This window comes from Paraburkholderia steynii (assembly GCF_900100565.1).
Classification (GTDB): domain Bacteria; phylum Pseudomonadota; class Gammaproteobacteria; order Burkholderiales; family Burkholderiaceae; genus Paraburkholderia; species Paraburkholderia terrae.
In genome coordinates this window covers 122,617-138,933 of sequence record NZ_FNDI01000025.1, presented here as the reverse complement: position 1 = coordinate 138,933, position 16,317 = coordinate 122,617, and the positions used below count along the sequence as shown (strand labels likewise).

The 16,317-nt window shown below is 63.4% G+C and carries 15 protein-coding genes; 7 read left to right on the top strand and 8 right to left on the bottom strand.

Annotation, left to right across the window (positions count from 1 at the left end; all coding sequences use genetic code 11):
* The first annotated feature begins 21 nt into the window (after positions 1-21).
* A complete protein-coding gene (locus BLT65_RS34335) occupies positions 22-1,785 on the top strand; it encodes a winged helix-turn-helix domain-containing protein (protein ID WP_091786677.1) in 1,764 nt (587 codons plus the stop codon).
* Positions 1,786-1,845: 60 nt separating this feature from the next.
* On the opposite strand, the gene BLT65_RS34330 is transcribed toward BLT65_RS34335, so the two are convergent.
* Together BLT65_RS34330 and BLT65_RS34325 are read right to left on the bottom strand one after the other, a co-directional pair.
* A complete protein-coding gene (locus BLT65_RS34330; protein WP_091786674.1) occupies positions 1,846-2,106 on the bottom strand; it encodes a hypothetical protein in 261 nt (86 codons plus the stop codon).
* 203 nt (positions 2,107-2,309) lie between these two features.
* Positions 2,310-3,224 (bottom strand): LysR family transcriptional regulator, encoded by a 915-nt coding sequence (locus BLT65_RS34325; RefSeq protein WP_091786671.1) that lies wholly within the window; start codon positions 3,222-3,224, stop codon positions 2,310-2,312.
* Positions 3,225-3,334: 110 nt separating this feature from the next.
* On the opposite strand from BLT65_RS34325, the gene BLT65_RS34320 reads away from it, so the two are divergent.
* Together BLT65_RS34320 and BLT65_RS34315 are read left to right on the top strand one after the other, a co-directional pair.
* Entirely contained in the window at positions 3,335-3,898 is a 564-nt protein-coding gene (locus BLT65_RS34320; RefSeq protein ID WP_091786669.1) for an ester cyclase, read from the top strand.
* A 39-nt stretch (positions 3,899-3,937) separates the two neighbouring features.
* On the top strand, positions 3,938-4,651 hold the full coding sequence (locus BLT65_RS34315; RefSeq protein ID WP_091786666.1) for an SDR family oxidoreductase: 714 nt from the start codon (positions 3,938-3,940) through the stop codon (positions 4,649-4,651).
* Between the two features lie 24 nt (positions 4,652-4,675).
* Here the strand turns inward: BLT65_RS34315 and BLT65_RS34310 are convergent, their stop codons facing one another.
* Both BLT65_RS34310 and BLT65_RS34305 read right to left on the bottom strand, forming a co-directional pair.
* Entirely contained in the window at positions 4,676-5,062 is a 387-nt protein-coding gene (locus BLT65_RS34310; RefSeq protein ID WP_042308065.1) for a DUF488 domain-containing protein, read from the bottom strand.
* Positions 5,063-5,100: 38 nt separating this feature from the next.
* A complete protein-coding gene (locus BLT65_RS34305; protein ID WP_007587655.1) occupies positions 5,101-5,406 on the bottom strand; it encodes a putative quinol monooxygenase in 306 nt (101 codons plus the stop codon).
* A 206-nt stretch (positions 5,407-5,612) separates the two neighbouring features.
* Here BLT65_RS34305 and BLT65_RS34300 point away from each other — a divergent pair, with 206 nt between their 5' ends.
* From BLT65_RS34300 to BLT65_RS34290, 3 genes are all read left to right on the top strand, one after another.
* Positions 5,613-6,536: a dihydrodipicolinate synthase family protein gene (locus BLT65_RS34300; protein WP_091786663.1), complete on the top strand. Its 924-nt coding sequence runs from the start codon at positions 5,613-5,615 to the stop codon at positions 6,534-6,536.
* A gap of 102 nt (positions 6,537-6,638) precedes the next feature.
* A complete protein-coding gene (gene araD, locus BLT65_RS34295; protein WP_091786661.1) occupies positions 6,639-8,393 on the top strand; it encodes an L-arabinonate dehydratase in 1,755 nt (584 codons plus the stop codon).
* Between the two features lie 130 nt (positions 8,394-8,523).
* The gene (locus tag BLT65_RS34290) at positions 8,524-9,747 is read left to right on the top strand and encodes a porin (protein WP_091786658.1); all 1,224 of its coding nucleotides are present in this window, start codon (positions 8,524-8,526) and stop codon (positions 9,745-9,747) included.
* 144 nt (positions 9,748-9,891) lie between these two features.
* Here BLT65_RS34290 and BLT65_RS34285 read toward each other — a convergent pair whose 3' ends face one another.
* The 4 genes from BLT65_RS34285 to hyi form a co-directional block, all read right to left on the bottom strand.
* Positions 9,892-10,662, bottom strand: a complete 771-nt coding sequence (locus BLT65_RS34285; protein ID WP_091786707.1) for an HpcH/HpaI aldolase family protein — start codon at positions 10,660-10,662, stop codon at positions 9,892-9,894.
* A 64-nt stretch (positions 10,663-10,726) separates the two neighbouring features.
* On the bottom strand, positions 10,727-11,542 hold the full coding sequence (locus BLT65_RS34280) for an NAD-dependent epimerase/dehydratase family protein (protein WP_091786654.1): 816 nt from the start codon (positions 11,540-11,542) through the stop codon (positions 10,727-10,729).
* Positions 11,543-11,579: 37 nt separating this feature from the next.
* On the bottom strand, positions 11,580-12,923 hold the full coding sequence (locus tag BLT65_RS34275; RefSeq protein WP_042316077.1) for an MFS transporter: 1,344 nt from the start codon (positions 12,921-12,923) through the stop codon (positions 11,580-11,582).
* A 101-nt stretch (positions 12,924-13,024) separates the two neighbouring features.
* Entirely contained in the window at positions 13,025-13,801 is a 777-nt protein-coding gene (gene hyi, locus BLT65_RS34270; protein ID WP_091786647.1) for a hydroxypyruvate isomerase, read from the bottom strand.
* A 366-nt stretch (positions 13,802-14,167) separates the two neighbouring features.
* Between hyi and BLT65_RS34265 the strand changes: the two genes are divergently transcribed.
* On the top strand, positions 14,168-16,192 hold the full coding sequence (locus BLT65_RS34265) for a glycoside hydrolase family 28 protein (RefSeq protein ID WP_091786644.1): 2,025 nt from the start codon (positions 14,168-14,170) through the stop codon (positions 16,190-16,192).
* Positions 16,193-16,317: the final 125 nt, after the last annotated feature.

Here is a 16,317-nt window from a genome sequence, read left to right as displayed (position 1 = left end):
CACGCGGTGGCAGGAGCGGAGATGGAACCCACAGAGCCCATATGGATCGCGGACGTCGAACTCGACATCGGGCGCTACGCATTGCGCCGCGGCGGCGAGCAGATCCGGCTCGAGCGCCTGCCGATGGAACTGCTGATCCTGATGGCGTCGCGCAACGGCCAGCTGGTGACGCGCGCCGATATCGTGCGTGCGTTGTGGGGCGGCAATGCGTACCGGCAAACCGATAACAGCATCAATACCGCGATCCGCAAGATCCGCATTGCGCTCGGCGAGAACCCGGATGCGCCGCGCTATCTGCTGACCGTCAAAGGCAAGGGCTACCGGCTCGAAGGCATCCGGACGGCGGCGGCCGTGGAGGCTGCGCCCGCGCCGTCGGCGGCGGCGCGTCTGCTCGTGCTGCCGTTCGGCAACCAGACGGGCGACCCGGCGCTCGACAGCTTCTGCGATGCGCTCGCCGACGAGACCTCGGCGAACATCGGCATGCTGGACGCGAACCGTATTCTCGTCGTCGCGCGCACGACGGCGGCGCACTATGGGAGCGCGAAGAAGAGCATCGCGGAGATCGCCTTCGAGCTTTCCGTCGATTACGTGCTGGAAGGCTCGATCGCGCGCGATGGAGAACGCCTGCGTATTCTCGTGCAACTGATTCGCTGCTTCGATCAGGTACAGGTGTGGCGCTACGCTTATGAGCCCGTCGCAAAGGGTGTACTCGACATCCAGATGGAAGTGGGCGCGGCGCTCACGCGCGAAGTGTCGCCGGCGCTCGGCGAGCAATTTCAATTGCGGCTCGCGCGCCGTCTGCCCGTCGATCCGCGTGCGCACGACGCGTATCTGCGCGGCCGTTACTTCTGGACGCGCCGCGTGCATTTCGACGCGGGCTTCGCCGCGCATCACGCGTTGAGCGACGAGGACTTCATCCGCGCGCGCGGCTATTTCGAAGAGGCCGTCGAACGTGATCCGACCTACGCGCTCGGCTATGTCGGGCTGTCGAACGTGTTCGGCGGCACGGCGGCGCATGGTTTCTATCCTTCGTTGCAAGGCTATCCAAGGGCGCGCGAAACCGCACTGCGCGCACTCGAACTCGACAGCGGCCTGCCCGAGGCGCATCAGGCGCTGGCCGGCGTGCATTACTTCTTCGACTGGGACTGGCGTCGCGCGGAAGAAGAGTTTCTGGAGGCGCTGCGCCTGAACCCCGAGCATGCGGAAACGAGTCGTTTATATGCGCGGCTTTTGCTCGTGCTCGGCCGCGAAGCCGAGGGGCGCGCGCAGTTCGAGCGCGCGGAACGGGCCGATCCGCTCGGGTTCGAAGGCTCGCGCATTTTCGGTCTCGTGCAGTCGGGGCGTTACGAAGAAGTCACCCGCGATTATCTGAGCGCGGGGCATGGCAACCGTTCGCCGCTCGTGTATCAGTTGCTGGCTATCGCGTTCGAGGTGCGCGGCGACTATGAGCGCGCCGTCGAGGCAACCATTGATGCGCTCACACGCTGCAACGAATTCACGCGCGCGGAAAGCGTGCGCGCGGCGTGGGACGCGGGTGGTTATGACCGGGTGTTGCAGTGGTATCTGCAGGACCTGCAGGCGCGGCGCCAGACGCGTTATACGTCGCCGTTCCTGTTCGCGGAACTCTACGCCCGGCTGGGGCAGGCCGACGAGATGTTCAGCTGGCTCGAGGTGTCGCTGGCCGAACGCTCGCCGCGACTGTGCGAGCTGCGCACGAATCCGTGGTTCAACCACTATCGGTCGCAGGGAAAGTTCAGGAGCGTCGAGAAGCGGATCGGTTATTGAAGCGCGCCGATTTCAGGCGCGATGCGCCGCGGACGCCACGGCGCATCGCATGCATGGCGTTCATTTGCCGTGATAGAGGCTGGCGTTCAGCCGATGCTGCTCACCCGACTGCTCGGAGCGCAGCAGATCCTGATAGACGTCGGAGCGTGTCGTACCCATCGCGCGTCCGGACTGGCCCACCGACGCGTCGGGCATGCCGCCGACATCCTGCGCCGTCTGCGCGACGGGCACGGTTGCGGGCTTATCCTGTGCCCATGCGTGCCCAACATATCCCAATGACAGAGCGACCGCGCAGGTCGCCGCGATGCGAAGCGTCTTCATGATCTGATTCCTTCGAAACGATGCGTATACGGTCAGCGTTGACTGGCCGGAAGGCGAAGCCGGAGGATTCGCGCCGTCCTCGGCAAAGCGGCGGGCGTGGCGGGATTCGCTGCTTACATGGTGCGAGCCGCACGGGGATGGCGCTATCGACAGATCATGAAGAAATCATCAAGCCGCAGCCGCGCGGCGTGAACGCACGCGCTCTACAGCGTCTCCCACCGCCAGGCCTGTGCGAGCCGCTCGCGCAGATAGTCGACGAACGCGCGCACGCGCGGCGCGAGATGCTGGCTGTGCGGATAGATCGCGTGCAGCGGCGCGGCGGACATCGAATGTTGCGGCAGCACGCGGCGCAGCTTGCCCGCGAGGATGTCGTCGCCCACGTCCCAGATCGACTTCACGGCGATGCCGGCATCGGCGAGCGCGAACAGATGCGCGGCTTCGCCGTCGTTTGTGACGATCGCGGCATCGACGCGCACCGCGATGCTTTCTTCGCCTTCGAAGCGCCATTCCGCACGCCGCTGGTCGCCGATCAGGATGCAGCGGTGCGACGTCAGATCGTCGGGATGCCTGGGCGTGCCGTGCGCCTGCAGATACGCGGGCGACGCGCACAGCACGCGAAAGTTCGGCGCGAGCGAGCGCGCGATCAGCGATGAATCCGCGAGACTGCCGAAGCGGATCGCGAGATCGAAGCCGCTTTCGACGAGATCGACGACGGCATCCGTCAGTTCGAGCTGCACGGTGAGCTGTGGATGAAGCCGCTGAAAATCCGCGATCAGCGGGGCGATTTTCTGCCGGCCTAGCTGGCCGGGCGCCGTGACGCGCAGCAGGCCGCTCACTTCCTGGCGGCGTTGCGACAGCAGTTCTTCCGCCTGCTCGATTTCGTCGAGTATCCGCACGACGCGCGCATGAAACAGCGCGCCTTCTTCCGTCAGCGTCTGACGGCGCGTGGTGCGCTGGATCAGCCGCACGCCGACGCTTTTCTCCAGTTGCGCGAGCCGCTTGCTGACGACGGACAGCGGCAGGTCCATTTCGCGTGCCGCCGCTGACAGACTTCCCGCCGAAACCACGCGGGAGAAGGCAAGCAGGGCCGGCAAGCTGTCGATGCGGGTGTCGCTCATTCTTCTCAAAAAAGAAAGGATTCATCAATCTGGAAGCGGTATTTCTTCCATGGCGCGAAGACTAGCATACCCATCAATCCGATCCGTTGCTTTTCTTCAAGGAGCCCATCATGTCGTTTCGTCCTGCTTCCCCGTTGCGCCGCGCGCTGTCCGCCGCGCTGGCTGTCGTGTCGATGGCGGCTGCGCCGGCTTTTGCCGCTGTCACCACTGATTCGCTCGTTCAGCCGCAACAATTGACCGTGGATCACAGCCTGTCCAAAGCGCAACGCGACGCGCAGATTCTCGCCGCGCGCCGCTACGACACGTTCTGGAGCACGGGCGACGAAACGCTCGCCCGCGCCGCGCTCGCGCCGGGCTTCACCGATCGCACGTTGCCGCCGGGCCGTGCGCAGGGAATCGAAGGGCCACTTGCCGCGTCGAAGTTCGTGCGGGCCGCCGTGCCCGATCTGTCTGCGGATATCGAGCAGATGGTGGTCAGCGGCGATCGCGTCGTCGTGCATCTGCGCTTTCACGGCCACTTCACGGGCGAATTCAAGGGCGTGAAGGGGCAGGGCCAGAATGTCGATTTCATCGCCACGGATATTTACCGCGTCGCAAATGGCCAGATTGCCGAAAACTGGCATCTCGAAGACAACCTGACGTTTTTGCAGCAGCTTGGCGTCGTCGCGAAGTGACGGCGCAACTCATTCACTTTCTTGAGCAAGGAGACACACATGAATTCGCTTGAATCGAAACGCGTGCTGATCGTCGGTGGCAGTTCGGGTATTGGTGCTGCGGCAGCGAAGGCTTTCGCAGCGCTCGGCGCGCAGGTGACGATTGCGTCGCGCAATGCGCAAAAGCTGTCGGCGGCGGCGCAGGAAATCGGCCACGGCGTGCAAACGGCTGAGATCGACACGACGGATGCCGCAGCCGTCGAAGCGTTCTTCGCCGCGCAGCAGCCGTTCGATCACGTCGTGATTTCGGCTGCGCAGACGCCGTCCGGTCCCGTGCGCCAGTTGCCGCTCGACGACGCCTACAAGGCGATGGACAGCAAGTTCTGGGGCGCCTACCGCGTGGCGCGTGCGGTGAAGATCGCCGAAGGCGGGTCGCTGACGTTCGTGTCGGGCTTTCTCGCCGTGCGGCCGAGCAAGATGTCGGTCCTGCAAGGCGCGATCAACGCGGCGCTCGAAGCGCTCTCGCGCGGTCTAGCGCTGGAGTTGTCGCCCGTGCGCGTGAACACGGTGTCGCCGGGATTGATCGCGACGCCGCTCTGGTCGAAGCTCACCGACGAAGCACGCGACAGCATGTTCGAAGGCGCCGCGAACCGGTTGCCCGCACGGCGGGTCGGCCAGCCCGAAGACGTCGCGAACGCGATCGTCTATCTGGCGACGACGCCTTATGCGACGGGTTCGACGGTGCTGGTCGACGGGGGCGGGGCGATCGCCTGAGCCTGGAACGCTGACGAAAGCTCGTTACGCGAGCGTCGCGCCCCGGTCGGCGAGCAACTCGCGCAGCACGCTGCGATGGCAGCGGTTTTCGTGCTCGCAATAACAGCCGACCGAAAAATTCGCGGTGGCGGACAGCGCGGCGAGCGTGTCGAGCACTTTCGGCGCGTCGCCGTGGTTCATCTCCGCGCGAAACTTGCGCACGAAGTCCTTCCACTCGGCATCGGTCGTGGCGGACAGCGCTTCGTGAACGAGTTCCGGCGTGGGCGACAGCGTCGGCAGCCAGACATCGTAGAAATTGCGGCTGCTGAACTCGGCCTTCGGCACGCCGCGCGGCGGACGCCGCACGGTGCCGATGCGCACGCCTTCATCCGGCGCGCGTTCCGATCCGAGTCGAACGATGCGTATGGCCATGGGTTCCCGTCTCCTTTTTAGTTGTGCTTTTGTGACGCTCAGCCGAGCGTGTTCTTCATCCCCAGCACGTCGATGCGGCCGATCTGCGGCGGCCCCGTGAACAGATCGTCCGCGACACCCATCAGCGCCTTCGCGATCGGACCGTCCAGATGCGCCTGGCGGCCGGCCTCGTCAGGGAAGGCATCGAACACGCCGTAGGTGCGCTCGGCGATCTTCAGCGCGAACCAGATGGGCGTGGTGGTTTCCTGGTTCGCCAGTTCCAATCCCTTCTGCAGAAACGCCTCGACGTCGGCTTCCTTGCCGGGCTTCGCCTCGAATCGCGCGAACAGTGCGTACTTGATCATCGTCTGTCTCCTTTCGATGCGGCTTGATGCCGTTCTTCCAATGTAACCGTATGTCGCCTGTAATGGCGACCGCGTTGAGGCAAGCCAGGACCGTTGTCAAACGATTTCATGGAAAACACCGAGTCGGCAATAAGTTGTTTGACAACGTTGCGACGCGGGTGCTAATTTTCTGGCTTGTCAGCCACCCATCTGAACCACGAGATCTTATGAACGAGTCACAGATCGTCGAGCGCGAGTTTGCGTCGACCGTGATGGCAGTCCCGCCGCTCGCGCGCCGCGCGGATTTGTCGCTCGACATCGACGCCAACCAGAAACTGATCCGACATATCGAAGCGGGCGGCGTGCGTACGCTGCTGTACGGCGGCAACGCGAATTTCTATCACGTGGCCGTTAGCGAATACCGCGAGTTGCTCGACATGCTGGCAGAGAGCGTGGCGCCCACCACGCGCGTGATCCCCGCCATCGGCCCGGACTTCGGCAAGATGCTCGATCAGGCGCGCATCCTCGCGCAGACGTCGTATCGCACGGCGATGGTGTTGCCGCTGTCCGGCTTCACGACGCCGGCGGGCGTCGAAGCGGGCCTGACGCGCATCGCCGACGCAGCGGGCATCCCGCTCACGCTCTATATCAAGAGCGAAGACTATGTGGACGTCGACACGCTGGCGCGCCTCGTCGACCGCGGCACGCTGATCGCCGTCAAGTACGCGATCGTCCGCGCGAATCCGGCGAACGATCCTTACCTGCGGCGTCTGCTCGAAAGCGTGAGCGCGTCGCGTGTGATCTCCGGCATGGGTGAGCGTCCCGCGCTCACGCATGTACGCGAGTTCGGCCTCGCCGCGTGGACCACGGGCAGCGGCTGTATTGCTTCGCACGCCGTGATGGGGCTGCTGGCCGCCGCGAAGGAAGGACGCGACGCCGAAGCGCAGCGTCTCTACGACGCGTTCATGCCGCTCGAAACGCTGCGCGACAACATCTCGCTGATCCGCGTGCTGCACGATGCCGTCACGTTCTCCGGTATCGCCGACATGGGTTCGATCCTGCCGCTGCTGAGCGAAACACCCGTCGAGCATCACGCCGCCGTTGCGCAGGCGGTGCGTGAACTGCTTGCGTTCGAGCGGGCGTACGCGTGACCGGTTTGAACGCATGCGCCGCGCAGCGTGCGGGGCACGCGGCGAGGGTTGCATCGCGGTGCATTTGAAGCGGGATTGAAGCAATACCTGGAGTGAGACGAAGTGAGCAACAACGGCAACGAACGCAAAAAGAAGTCCCCCGACGAACTGCGCAGCCACCGCTGGTACGGCGTGAATGACCTGCGTTCGTTCGGCCATCGCTCGCGCACGGCGCAAATGGGCTATAGCCGCGAGGAGTATGCGGGCAAGCCTGTCATCGCGATCCTCAACACGTGGAGCGAGATGAACCCGTGCCACACGCACTTCAAGCAGCGTGTGGAAGAGGTCAAGCGCGGCATCTGGCAGGCGGGCGGCTTTCCGATCGAGTTGCCGGTGCAGACGTTGTCGGAGCCGTTCCAGAAGCCCACCACGATGCTCTACCGCAACTTCCTCGCGATGGAAGCGGAAGAGACGCTGCGCTCGTATCCCGCCGACGGTGTCGTGCTGATGGGCGGCTGCGACAAGACCACGCCCGCGCTGCTGATGGGCGCGATCAGCATGGACCTGCCGACCATCTTCCTGCCCGCCGGCCCGATGCTGCGCGGCAACTGGAACGGCGCGACGCTCGGCTCGGGCTCGGACACGTGGAAGTACTGGGCCGACCTGCGCGCGGGCAAGATCACGGAAGAGGACTGGCAGGGCGTCGAAGGCGGTATTGCGCGCTCGCCTGGCCATTGCATGACGATGGGCACGGCGTCCACCATGACGAGCGCTGCCGAAGCACTCGGCTTCACGCTGCCCGGCTTCGCGTCCATCCCCGCGCCGGATTCGCGCCACGCGCAGATGTCCGCAAAAACGGGCATGCGTATCGTCGAGATGGTGTGGGAAGACCTGAAGCCGTCGGACATCCTCACGGTTAGTTCGATAGACAACGCGGTGACGACGTGCCTCGCGCTCTCAGGTTCGACCAACGCGATCGTGCATATGATCGCGCTCGCGCGCCGTGCCGGGATCGAACTGACGCTTGACCGGTACGACAGCATTTCGCGCCGCACGCCCGTGCTCGCGAACATCCGGCCGACGGGCGCGTATCTGATGGAAGACTTCTATTACGCGGGCGGCCTGCAGGTGATGCTCGCAGAACTGGGCGACCTGATCGACCGCTCGCAGAAGACGGTGAACGGCCGCTCGCTTGGCGAGAACCTCGAAGGCGCGCAGATCTTCAACGACGATGTGATCCGCCGCCGCAACAACCCGCTGATGCCGGACAACGGCCTGGCCGTCCTGCGCGGCAACATCGCGCCCGATGGTGCCGTCATCAAACCGGGCGCAGCCGAGCCGCATCTGCTGGTACATACGGGCCGTGCGGTGGTGTTCAAGGACTACAACGACATGGCCGCGCGCATCGACGACGACGCGCTCGATATCGACGAGAACTGCGTGATCGTGTTGCAGCACGCGGGGCCTGTTGGGGCGCCGGGCATGCCCGAGTGGGGCCAGTTGCCGCTGCCGAAGAAGGTGCTGCAAAAGGGCGTGCGCGACATGCTGCGCATTTCGGACGCGCGCATGAGTGGCACGAGCTATGGCGCATGCGTGTTGCACGTGGCGCCGGAGTCGTTCATCGGCGGGCCGTTTGCGCTGGTGCGCGACGGCGACATGATCGAACTCGACGTGCCGCAGCGCAAGCTGAACGTGCTGGTGTCGGACGAAGAACTCGCGCGCCGCAAGGCGGAGTGGGTCGCACCCGCGCCACGCTTCTCGCGCGGCTACGGCGCGATGCATCAGGTGCATGTGCTGCAGGCCGACAAGGGCTGCGACTTCGACTTCCTGCAACGCGATGGCGCAAGCGCTGCAACGGGTGAGCCGGAGATTCACTGAACGTCTCTGCATGGGCAATAGAGCCGTACGGGCTGTCCGTGTCTGGAGACAAGAACAGAGCATCAAGAACGCGCGCAGCGCGAAGAAACCACGCAACAACATCAATAACCAAGCCCAGGAGGGGATACGGATGGAGAAGAAACACTATGCAGGCGTCAAGGCGGTGCTGGTGATCGGCGCGTCGCTGGCGACGGCGGCGCCTGCGTTCGCGCAGAGCAGCGTGACGCTGTACGGCATCGTCGATAACGGCATCGGCTATCAGTCGAGTTCGACGTCGCTTGGTTCGACCACGGGCGGACACTCGGCCGTCAAGATGGTCACGGGCGTGTGGGCGGGCAGTCGCTTCGGCCTGAAGGGCGCAGAAGACCTCGGTGGCGGTACGAAGGCGATCTTCACACTGGAAGAGGGCTTCAGCGCGAACAGCGGCACGATGTCGACGAACAACCTGATGTTCAGCCGCCAGGCGTTCGTCGGCGTGACGAACGCCACGTACGGTTCGCTGACGGCTGGCCGCCAGTACGCGTCGTACTACCAGTTGCTGTCGCCGTATAGCCCGACAACCTGGCTTACCGGTTTCTACGGCGCGCACGCGGGCGACGTCGACGGTCTCGATACGATCTATCGCGCAAACAATACGCTGCTGTACATGTCGCCGCAGCTTTACGGCTTCAAGTTCAGCGGCTCGTATTCGTTTGGCGGCGTGCCGGGCAGCGCGTATCAGGGCTCGACGTGGAGCACGGCGGTCCAGTATTCGCAAGGCCCGATCGGCATCGCGGTGGGCTTCTCGAAGATCAACAACTCGAACGTGAATGGCGGCACGTTCGGCACCGATACGACGACGTCGAACGCGGGCGCGCAGGCGGGCATTTCGGCCGTGACCAATGGCTACCAGTCGGCGCGCGCGCAGCAGCGCTTCGCCGTTGGCGGGGGCTATACGTTCAACAGCCAGTTCGACATCACGGCGACGTATTCGAACGTGCAGTACATTCCGGGCATCGGTTCGGGCTTCCACGACCTGTCGATCTGGAATTCGGGCGGCATCGTGCTGCACTGGAAGCCGGCGGCTGCGTGGGATTTCGCAACGGGCTACGCTTACACGCGCGCGACGAAGGCCAATGGCATCTCGAGCAGCGCGTCGTATTCGCAGGTCAACCTGTCCGAGTACTACTCGCTGTCCAAGCGTACGGGTCTGTATGCGTTGCAGGCGTATCAGCGCGCGAACGGCCAGACGCTCGGCACGAACGGCCGCAGCATCATCAACGCGACGGCGACGATCGGCGACGGCTTCAATTCGACGCCTTCGTCATCGCGCAGCATGGTGGGTGTGGGCGTCGGCATGGTGCATCGGTTCTGACGCTGTACGACGAAGCTAAAGCAGGACAGGGCGCCGCGATTGCGGCGCTTTTTTTATGGAGTGTGCGGGATAGTTGACGCACAAAAGAAAACCCGCCCGATGCATGAAGCGAGCGGACGGGGTTTTTCGGAACATGAAACGCGTTTAGCCAGCCGACTTGAACCTCGCCGCAAGCTGCTCGGCGTTGCGCGCAAGCAGACCTATGTCGGACCCGACGGCGGTGAACAGACAGCCGAGATCGATGTAGTGCCGTGCAAGCGCTTCATCGCCGATCAGAATGCCCGCAGGCTTGCCCGTCGCGACAATGCGTTTGATCGCATCGTCGACGGCTGCCTGCACGTCGGGATGCTTGAGATCGCCCACATGCCCGAGCGCCGCTGACAGATCGCCCGGCCCGATAAAGATGCCGTCGACACCCTCGACGGCCGCGATCCGCTCCAGATTCTGCAATCCGAGGCGGCTCTCGATCTGCACGAGCACGCATAGTTCGCTCGCGCAAAGCTTCGGATAATCCTTGATGCGCCCAAAGTCCGAGGCCCGCGCCGTCGATGCATAGCCGCGCACGCCTTCCGGCGGATAGCGCGTGAACGACACGGCATCGCGCGCTTCGTCTTCCGTTTCGACGTAGGGAATCAGCAGTGTCTGCACGCCACTGTCGAGCAGGCGCTTGATCGTCACCATGTCGTTCCACGGTGGCCGCACGATGGGATGCGTCGGCGTGCCCGCGCACGCTTGCAGCTGGCTGTGAACCATCGGCAGTTCGTTGGGCGAATGTTCCATGTCGAGCAGCAGCCAGTCGAAACCCGAACCCGCCAGGATTTCGACCGACACGTTGCTAGCAAGGCTCGACCACAATCCGATCTGCTGACGCCCCGCCTGCAGCGCGCGTTTGAATGGATTCTCCGGAAGCTTCATCGTGTTCTCCATAGAAGGGAACGGCAGGGACTTGCAACACAGAGTGCGCCGGGCGGCACGTCGATCAGCGCCGGACGTTGCGTTGTTCGGGCGGGGTGTAGTCGATCGTCACGAAGCCGCCACCCTGAAAACGCTGCGCGACGGGATCGAGCGGATTCGGCTGCTTCAGGATTTCGTCGGCGTAGTCTTCGGCGTTCTGCTTCGGTTGATAGCCGAGCGGCGCTGCGGCGGAATTGTCCCAGTAGCTGCGCGTGTTGTTCGACACGCCCCAGACCATCTGAAAACCAAGGTCGGGCCCATTGATGCAGCGGTCGATGAGATGCAGGAAATCATCGTGACCAAGCCACGTGCTGAGGTGTCGAAACTCCGTCGGCTTTTCGATGCAACTGCCGATGCGAATGCACACGCTCTCGATACCATGCTTGTCCCAGTACATGCGCGCAAGCGATTCGCCCCACGCCTTGCTGAGCCCGTAAAAACCATCAGGGCGAAACGCGCAGTCGAGCGTGAGCTTGTCTTCGACGGGATACATGCCGATCGCGTGATTCGAACTCGCGAAGATGATACGGCGCACGCCATGCCGCCGCGCGCCTTCATAGACTTCGACGAGGCCGCGCAGATTGTTCTCGATGATTTCGGGCAGCGGCCGTTCGACGCTCGTGCCCGCCATGTGGATCAGCACGTCGACGCCCTGCATCAGCCGGTCGACCACGGCGGGATCGCGTAGATCGCCGTGCATCACGTCCTCGCCATCGAACAACGGCTCCAGCGCGCGCGAGCCCGCCGCGGACCGCAAGTTCACGCCACGCTCGTTCAGCGCGGCGCGCAGGAAGCGGCCAAGCTGACCGCCCGCACCGCTCAACGCAATCTTTTTCGTCATGATCAAACCTTATGGCAGATAGCAGGTATCCAGGAAATCAGCGGCCCGATGTAGGCTGCTCAGCGAGTTCCGCGGGCACGCCGATATGCGCCGGCGCGGACGACTCGCCGTGCGTGATCAGCTTCCATGCCACCGTCGCGCCGATGATGTCGAACAGCATCAGGCAGACGAACAGCGGGTTATAGCCGAGAGTAGCCGCCAACGCGCCGACGATCAACGAGAAGATCATCCCGCCCAGCCAGCCGAACATGCCGGAGAGGCCCGTCGCCGTGCCGACTTCATGCTGGCCGAACACGTCGGACGCGAGCGTGAACAGCGCGCCGGAAATGGCCTGGTGAGCGAAGGCGCCCATGCAGAACAGCGCTATCGCGACATACGGGCTGGCCGCGAGGCCGATGCACGCAGGGCCGACCATCAGCACCGCGCCGCAGATGATGACCAGTTTGCGCGACGTGATCAGCGACGCGTTGAAGCGGCGAATGAAGAACGGCGCAAGGTAACCACCGACCAGACACCCGAGGTCCGCGGCGAGGAACGGCATCCAGCCGAACAGCGCGATCTCCTTCAGGTTCATGTGACGCACGGTGAACAGGTAGAGCGGAATCCAGAAGTTGAAGGTTTGCCATGCCGGTTCGGCGAGAAAACGCGGAATGGCGATGCCCCAGAAGCGGCGCGTCGACAGCACGTGACGCCACGACGGACGGGCGGTCGCGTCCTGCTCGCGCCGCTCCTGGCCGGACAGGATGTACTGGCGTTCGTCCGTCGAGAGATTCGGATGATCTTCGGGCTTGCGGAAGAACACGAGCCACAGCGCCACCCAGATCATCGCCGATCCGCCCGTGACCACGAAAGCCATCTGCCAGTTGAAGGTGAGGATGCAGTACACGACAAGCGGCGGCGCGAGCATCGCGCCGATCGACGTGCCTGTGTTGAGCCAACCTGTCGCGATCGAACGTTCTTTCGCCGGGAACCATTGGCTGATCGCCTTCATGCCCGCCGGAAAAATGGCCGCTTCGCTCATGCCGAGCAGACCGCGGAAGAACGCCAGCGACGTCCAGCCGGTGGCAAGACCGTGCAGCATGTTCGACGCGGCCCACGCGATCGCGAAGATCGCAAAGCCGATCTTGAGCCCGACGAAGTCGAGGATATAACCCGCAACGGGCTGCATCACCGTGTACGCACCCTGGAACGCCGCGACGACATACGAGTATTGCTGCGTCGTCATGTGCAGCTTTTCGGTGAGCGTCGGGGCAGCGACGGACAGCGAACTGCGCGCGAGATAGTTGAAGACGGTCCCGAGCATGATGAGCCCGATGATCCACCAGCGTAGTCCTTTGATCGTATGGCGTTGCACTGCATGTCTCCTGCGAATGACGGTCATCGCATGTCGCTTGCGATGCCGTCTGGATGAGTCTGTGTATGGTTGGCGCGAGGTTGTGACTGCTGCGGCTTGCGCCGCGCCGCAGCAGCGTGGTCAGGCAATCAGAGGTAGGCGGCCGTCCAGCCGAGGCCCGCTGCCGTAGTCGTGGCGGGCTTGTATTCGCAACCGATCCAGCCTTCGTAGCCGATCACATCGAGATGGCCGAACAGGAACGGATAGTTGATCTCGCCCGTGCCGGGTTCATGGCGTCCGGGGTTATCGGCGAGCTGGATATGCGCGATACGCGGCAGATGCTTCAGGAGCGTCGCCGCGAGTTCGCCTTCCATCCGCTGCATGTGATAGATGTCGTACTGCAGATAGATGTTGTCGCCGCCAGCCTCGTCGATCAGATCGAGTGCCTGTTGCGTGCGGTTCACGTAGAAACCTGGGATATCGAACGTATTGATCGGCTCGACCAGCAGGCGGATGCCCGCCTGTTTCAACTTTGCCGCGGCGAAGCGCAGGTTGCCGACGAGGGTTTCTCGAATCGTGTCCTGATCGACGCCCACCGGCGCGATGCCCGCCAGCACGTTCACCTGCTTGCAACCCAGTGCCCGCGCGTAGTCGATCGCGGTACCGACGCCTTCCTGAAACTCGCCGACGCGCTCCGGCAGACACGCGATACCGCGCTCGCCGCCAGCCCAGTCGCCCGCGGGCAGGTTGTGCAGCACCTGTTCGAGGCCGTGCTGGTGAAGCAGCGCAGCGAGCCGGTCCTTTTCGTAAGCGTACGGGAACAGATACTCGACGCCCTTGAAACCGGCCTTCGACGCAGCGGCAAAACGCTCCGGGAAATCATGCTCGGTGAAGAGCATCGTCAGATTGGCGCAGAGTTTTGTCATGGCGTGTCTCGCTCCTGATTGCGGACGGTGCTGCAAACGCATGGCGAGGCGAGGGGCCGTCGAATCATGCGCGTTGGGGCTTTTCTATGTCAGACATCATCGCCGCTGTTAAACAAGTTGTCAAGCAAATGATGTGTTGTCTTAGGGCCATCCCTGGTTAAGCAGGACTCGACAGGAATGGCTACAAGCCGCTTGCAATCTCAGTATTCGCGAATAAGACACGATTTCTTCGACCTAATAAAGTTGATGAATCACACTTGACAGTCGCCAAGTTGTTTTACAACAATGTCTCCGTCGCGATCCGGCAGAACGTACGGATCGTGCGAACGATCCCCATCGAAGCAGGCAGACGACAAGGAGACATCGGTGACGACGCACAACAGAAGCAGTCGCGCGAACAGGGCAGGCTCGAGCACATCCAGGGCGGGTCAAGACGGTCCGCAATCGCCGCAACGGCGCACTTTCATCGCATTCGCGGGCGCGGCGGCGGGCGCGACGCTGCTCGGCACGCTGCCCGGTTGCGGCGGCAATCATTCGGATTCGCCAGCGCCAACGGCAAACAGCGACCCGATCTGGGGCAGCACTGGCGCAGCGGAGCAGATCATTGCGTCGCTGCAGAAGGTCTCGCAGTCGATGTTTCCTTCCGTCGATTTCGTCGTCACGAGTTACGGCGCGCAGCCTTGCGGCGTGATTGCCGCGACCAATCCGTACGCCCCTTCGGCCTCATCGCCAACCAGTCCTGGCGCCGACCAGACCCACGCGCCCGGCTCGTTCGATTCGCGTCCCTCGTTCCTTGCCGCAATCGCTGCGTGCAGCGCGGCAGGCGGTGGGCGTGTTGTGGTGCCGTCAGGCACGTGGTATTGCGCGGGACCGATCGTGTTGCAGAGCAATGTGAACTTCCATCTGGGCGCGAACTGCACGATCTATTTCAGCCCGAATCCCGCCGACTACGCGAAAGACGGTCCCGTCGACTGCGCATCGAACGGCAAGCTCTATTACAGCCGCTGGCAGGCAAACGATTGCCTGAATTTCGGCGCACCCGTCTATGCCCGCAACCAGACCAACATCGCGATTACCGGCGAGGACGCGACCTCCGTGCTCAACGGCCAGGCAATGACGCCGTTCGCGGGCAGCGGCAGCACGAGCACGTGCTGGTGGACCTACAAAGGCACGAAGAACGCCTATGGCTGCACCGGCTCGACGACGCCTTCGCAGGCCTACGTGAACCCGAACAACGTCGATCTGAAAACAGTCGTGCCAGGCATATCGGATGCGCTCTATGCGCTATTGACCAGCACCGCGACGCCCTGGCAGCAGGACCAGAACTATCTGCCGGCGCTTTCGGAAGCGGGTGTGCCCGTCGAGAAACGGATCTTCGGCGTCGGGCATTATCTGCGGCCGTGCATGGTCGAGTTCATCGGCTGCACGAACGTGCTGATGGAAAACTATCGCACGAACAACACGCCGTTCTGGCAGCACCATCCGACCGACTGCGCGAACGTCGTGATACGCGGCGTGACGGTGGACAGCATCGGCCCGAACAACGACGGCTTCGATCCCGACGCCTGCAACAACGTGCTGTGCGACGGCGTCACGTTCAACACGGGCGACGACTGCATCGCGATCAAGTCCGGCAAGGCACTCGACACCACATACGGCCCCGCGCAGAACCACGTGATCCAGAACTGCACGATGAACAGCGGCCACGGCGGCATTACGCTGGGCAGCGAAATGGGCGGCGGCGTGCAGAACATCTATGCGCGCAACCTGCAGATGCTCAACCAGAACTGGCAGACCAATCCTCTGAACATCGCGATCCGCATCAAGACGAACATGAATCGCGGCGGCTATGTGAAGAACTTCTACGTCGATAACGTCACGTTGCCGAACGGCGTCAATCTGACGGGCGGCGGCTACGGCAGCGCGTTGCTCACGGGCAGCCCGATCAATGCGACGGTGCCGCTCGGCGTGGAGACGGCCTCTGCCGCCAATCCATCGGCGGCGCAGGGCGGGCTGATCACATTCGATTGCGACTATCAGCCCGCCAACGACGCCGTGCGCACACGCCCCGCGCTCGTGCAGAACGTGAACATCTCCAACGTGACGGCGAGCAACGTAACGGTGAACGGCGTGACGGCTTCGTGCTTCCAGGCGATCGTCGCGCAGGGCCCCGTCGCGTTCGACTACAACGGTCCCGCGCCGACGCCCGCGATTCCGCCCATCTCGGGCGTCACGATCACGAACTGCAATCTCGGCACGCCCGTATGCAACGGCACGGCAAGCTCGACCACGCCGGGGCCGATCTACGCGTACAACGTGAACGCGATTTCGCTGTCCAATGTGACCATCGGCGGGACGGTCTACAACACCTCGGTCGTGGACTCGCGATGAAGCTCGAAACGCCCGTCGTATAAGGCGCTGCGGCGCATGACATGAGTCGACATAATTCGTCGATAGCCATCATTCGGGCGCTCTTCCATACTGCGTTCCGCGTGCAGAGCTAACCGAACAAAACA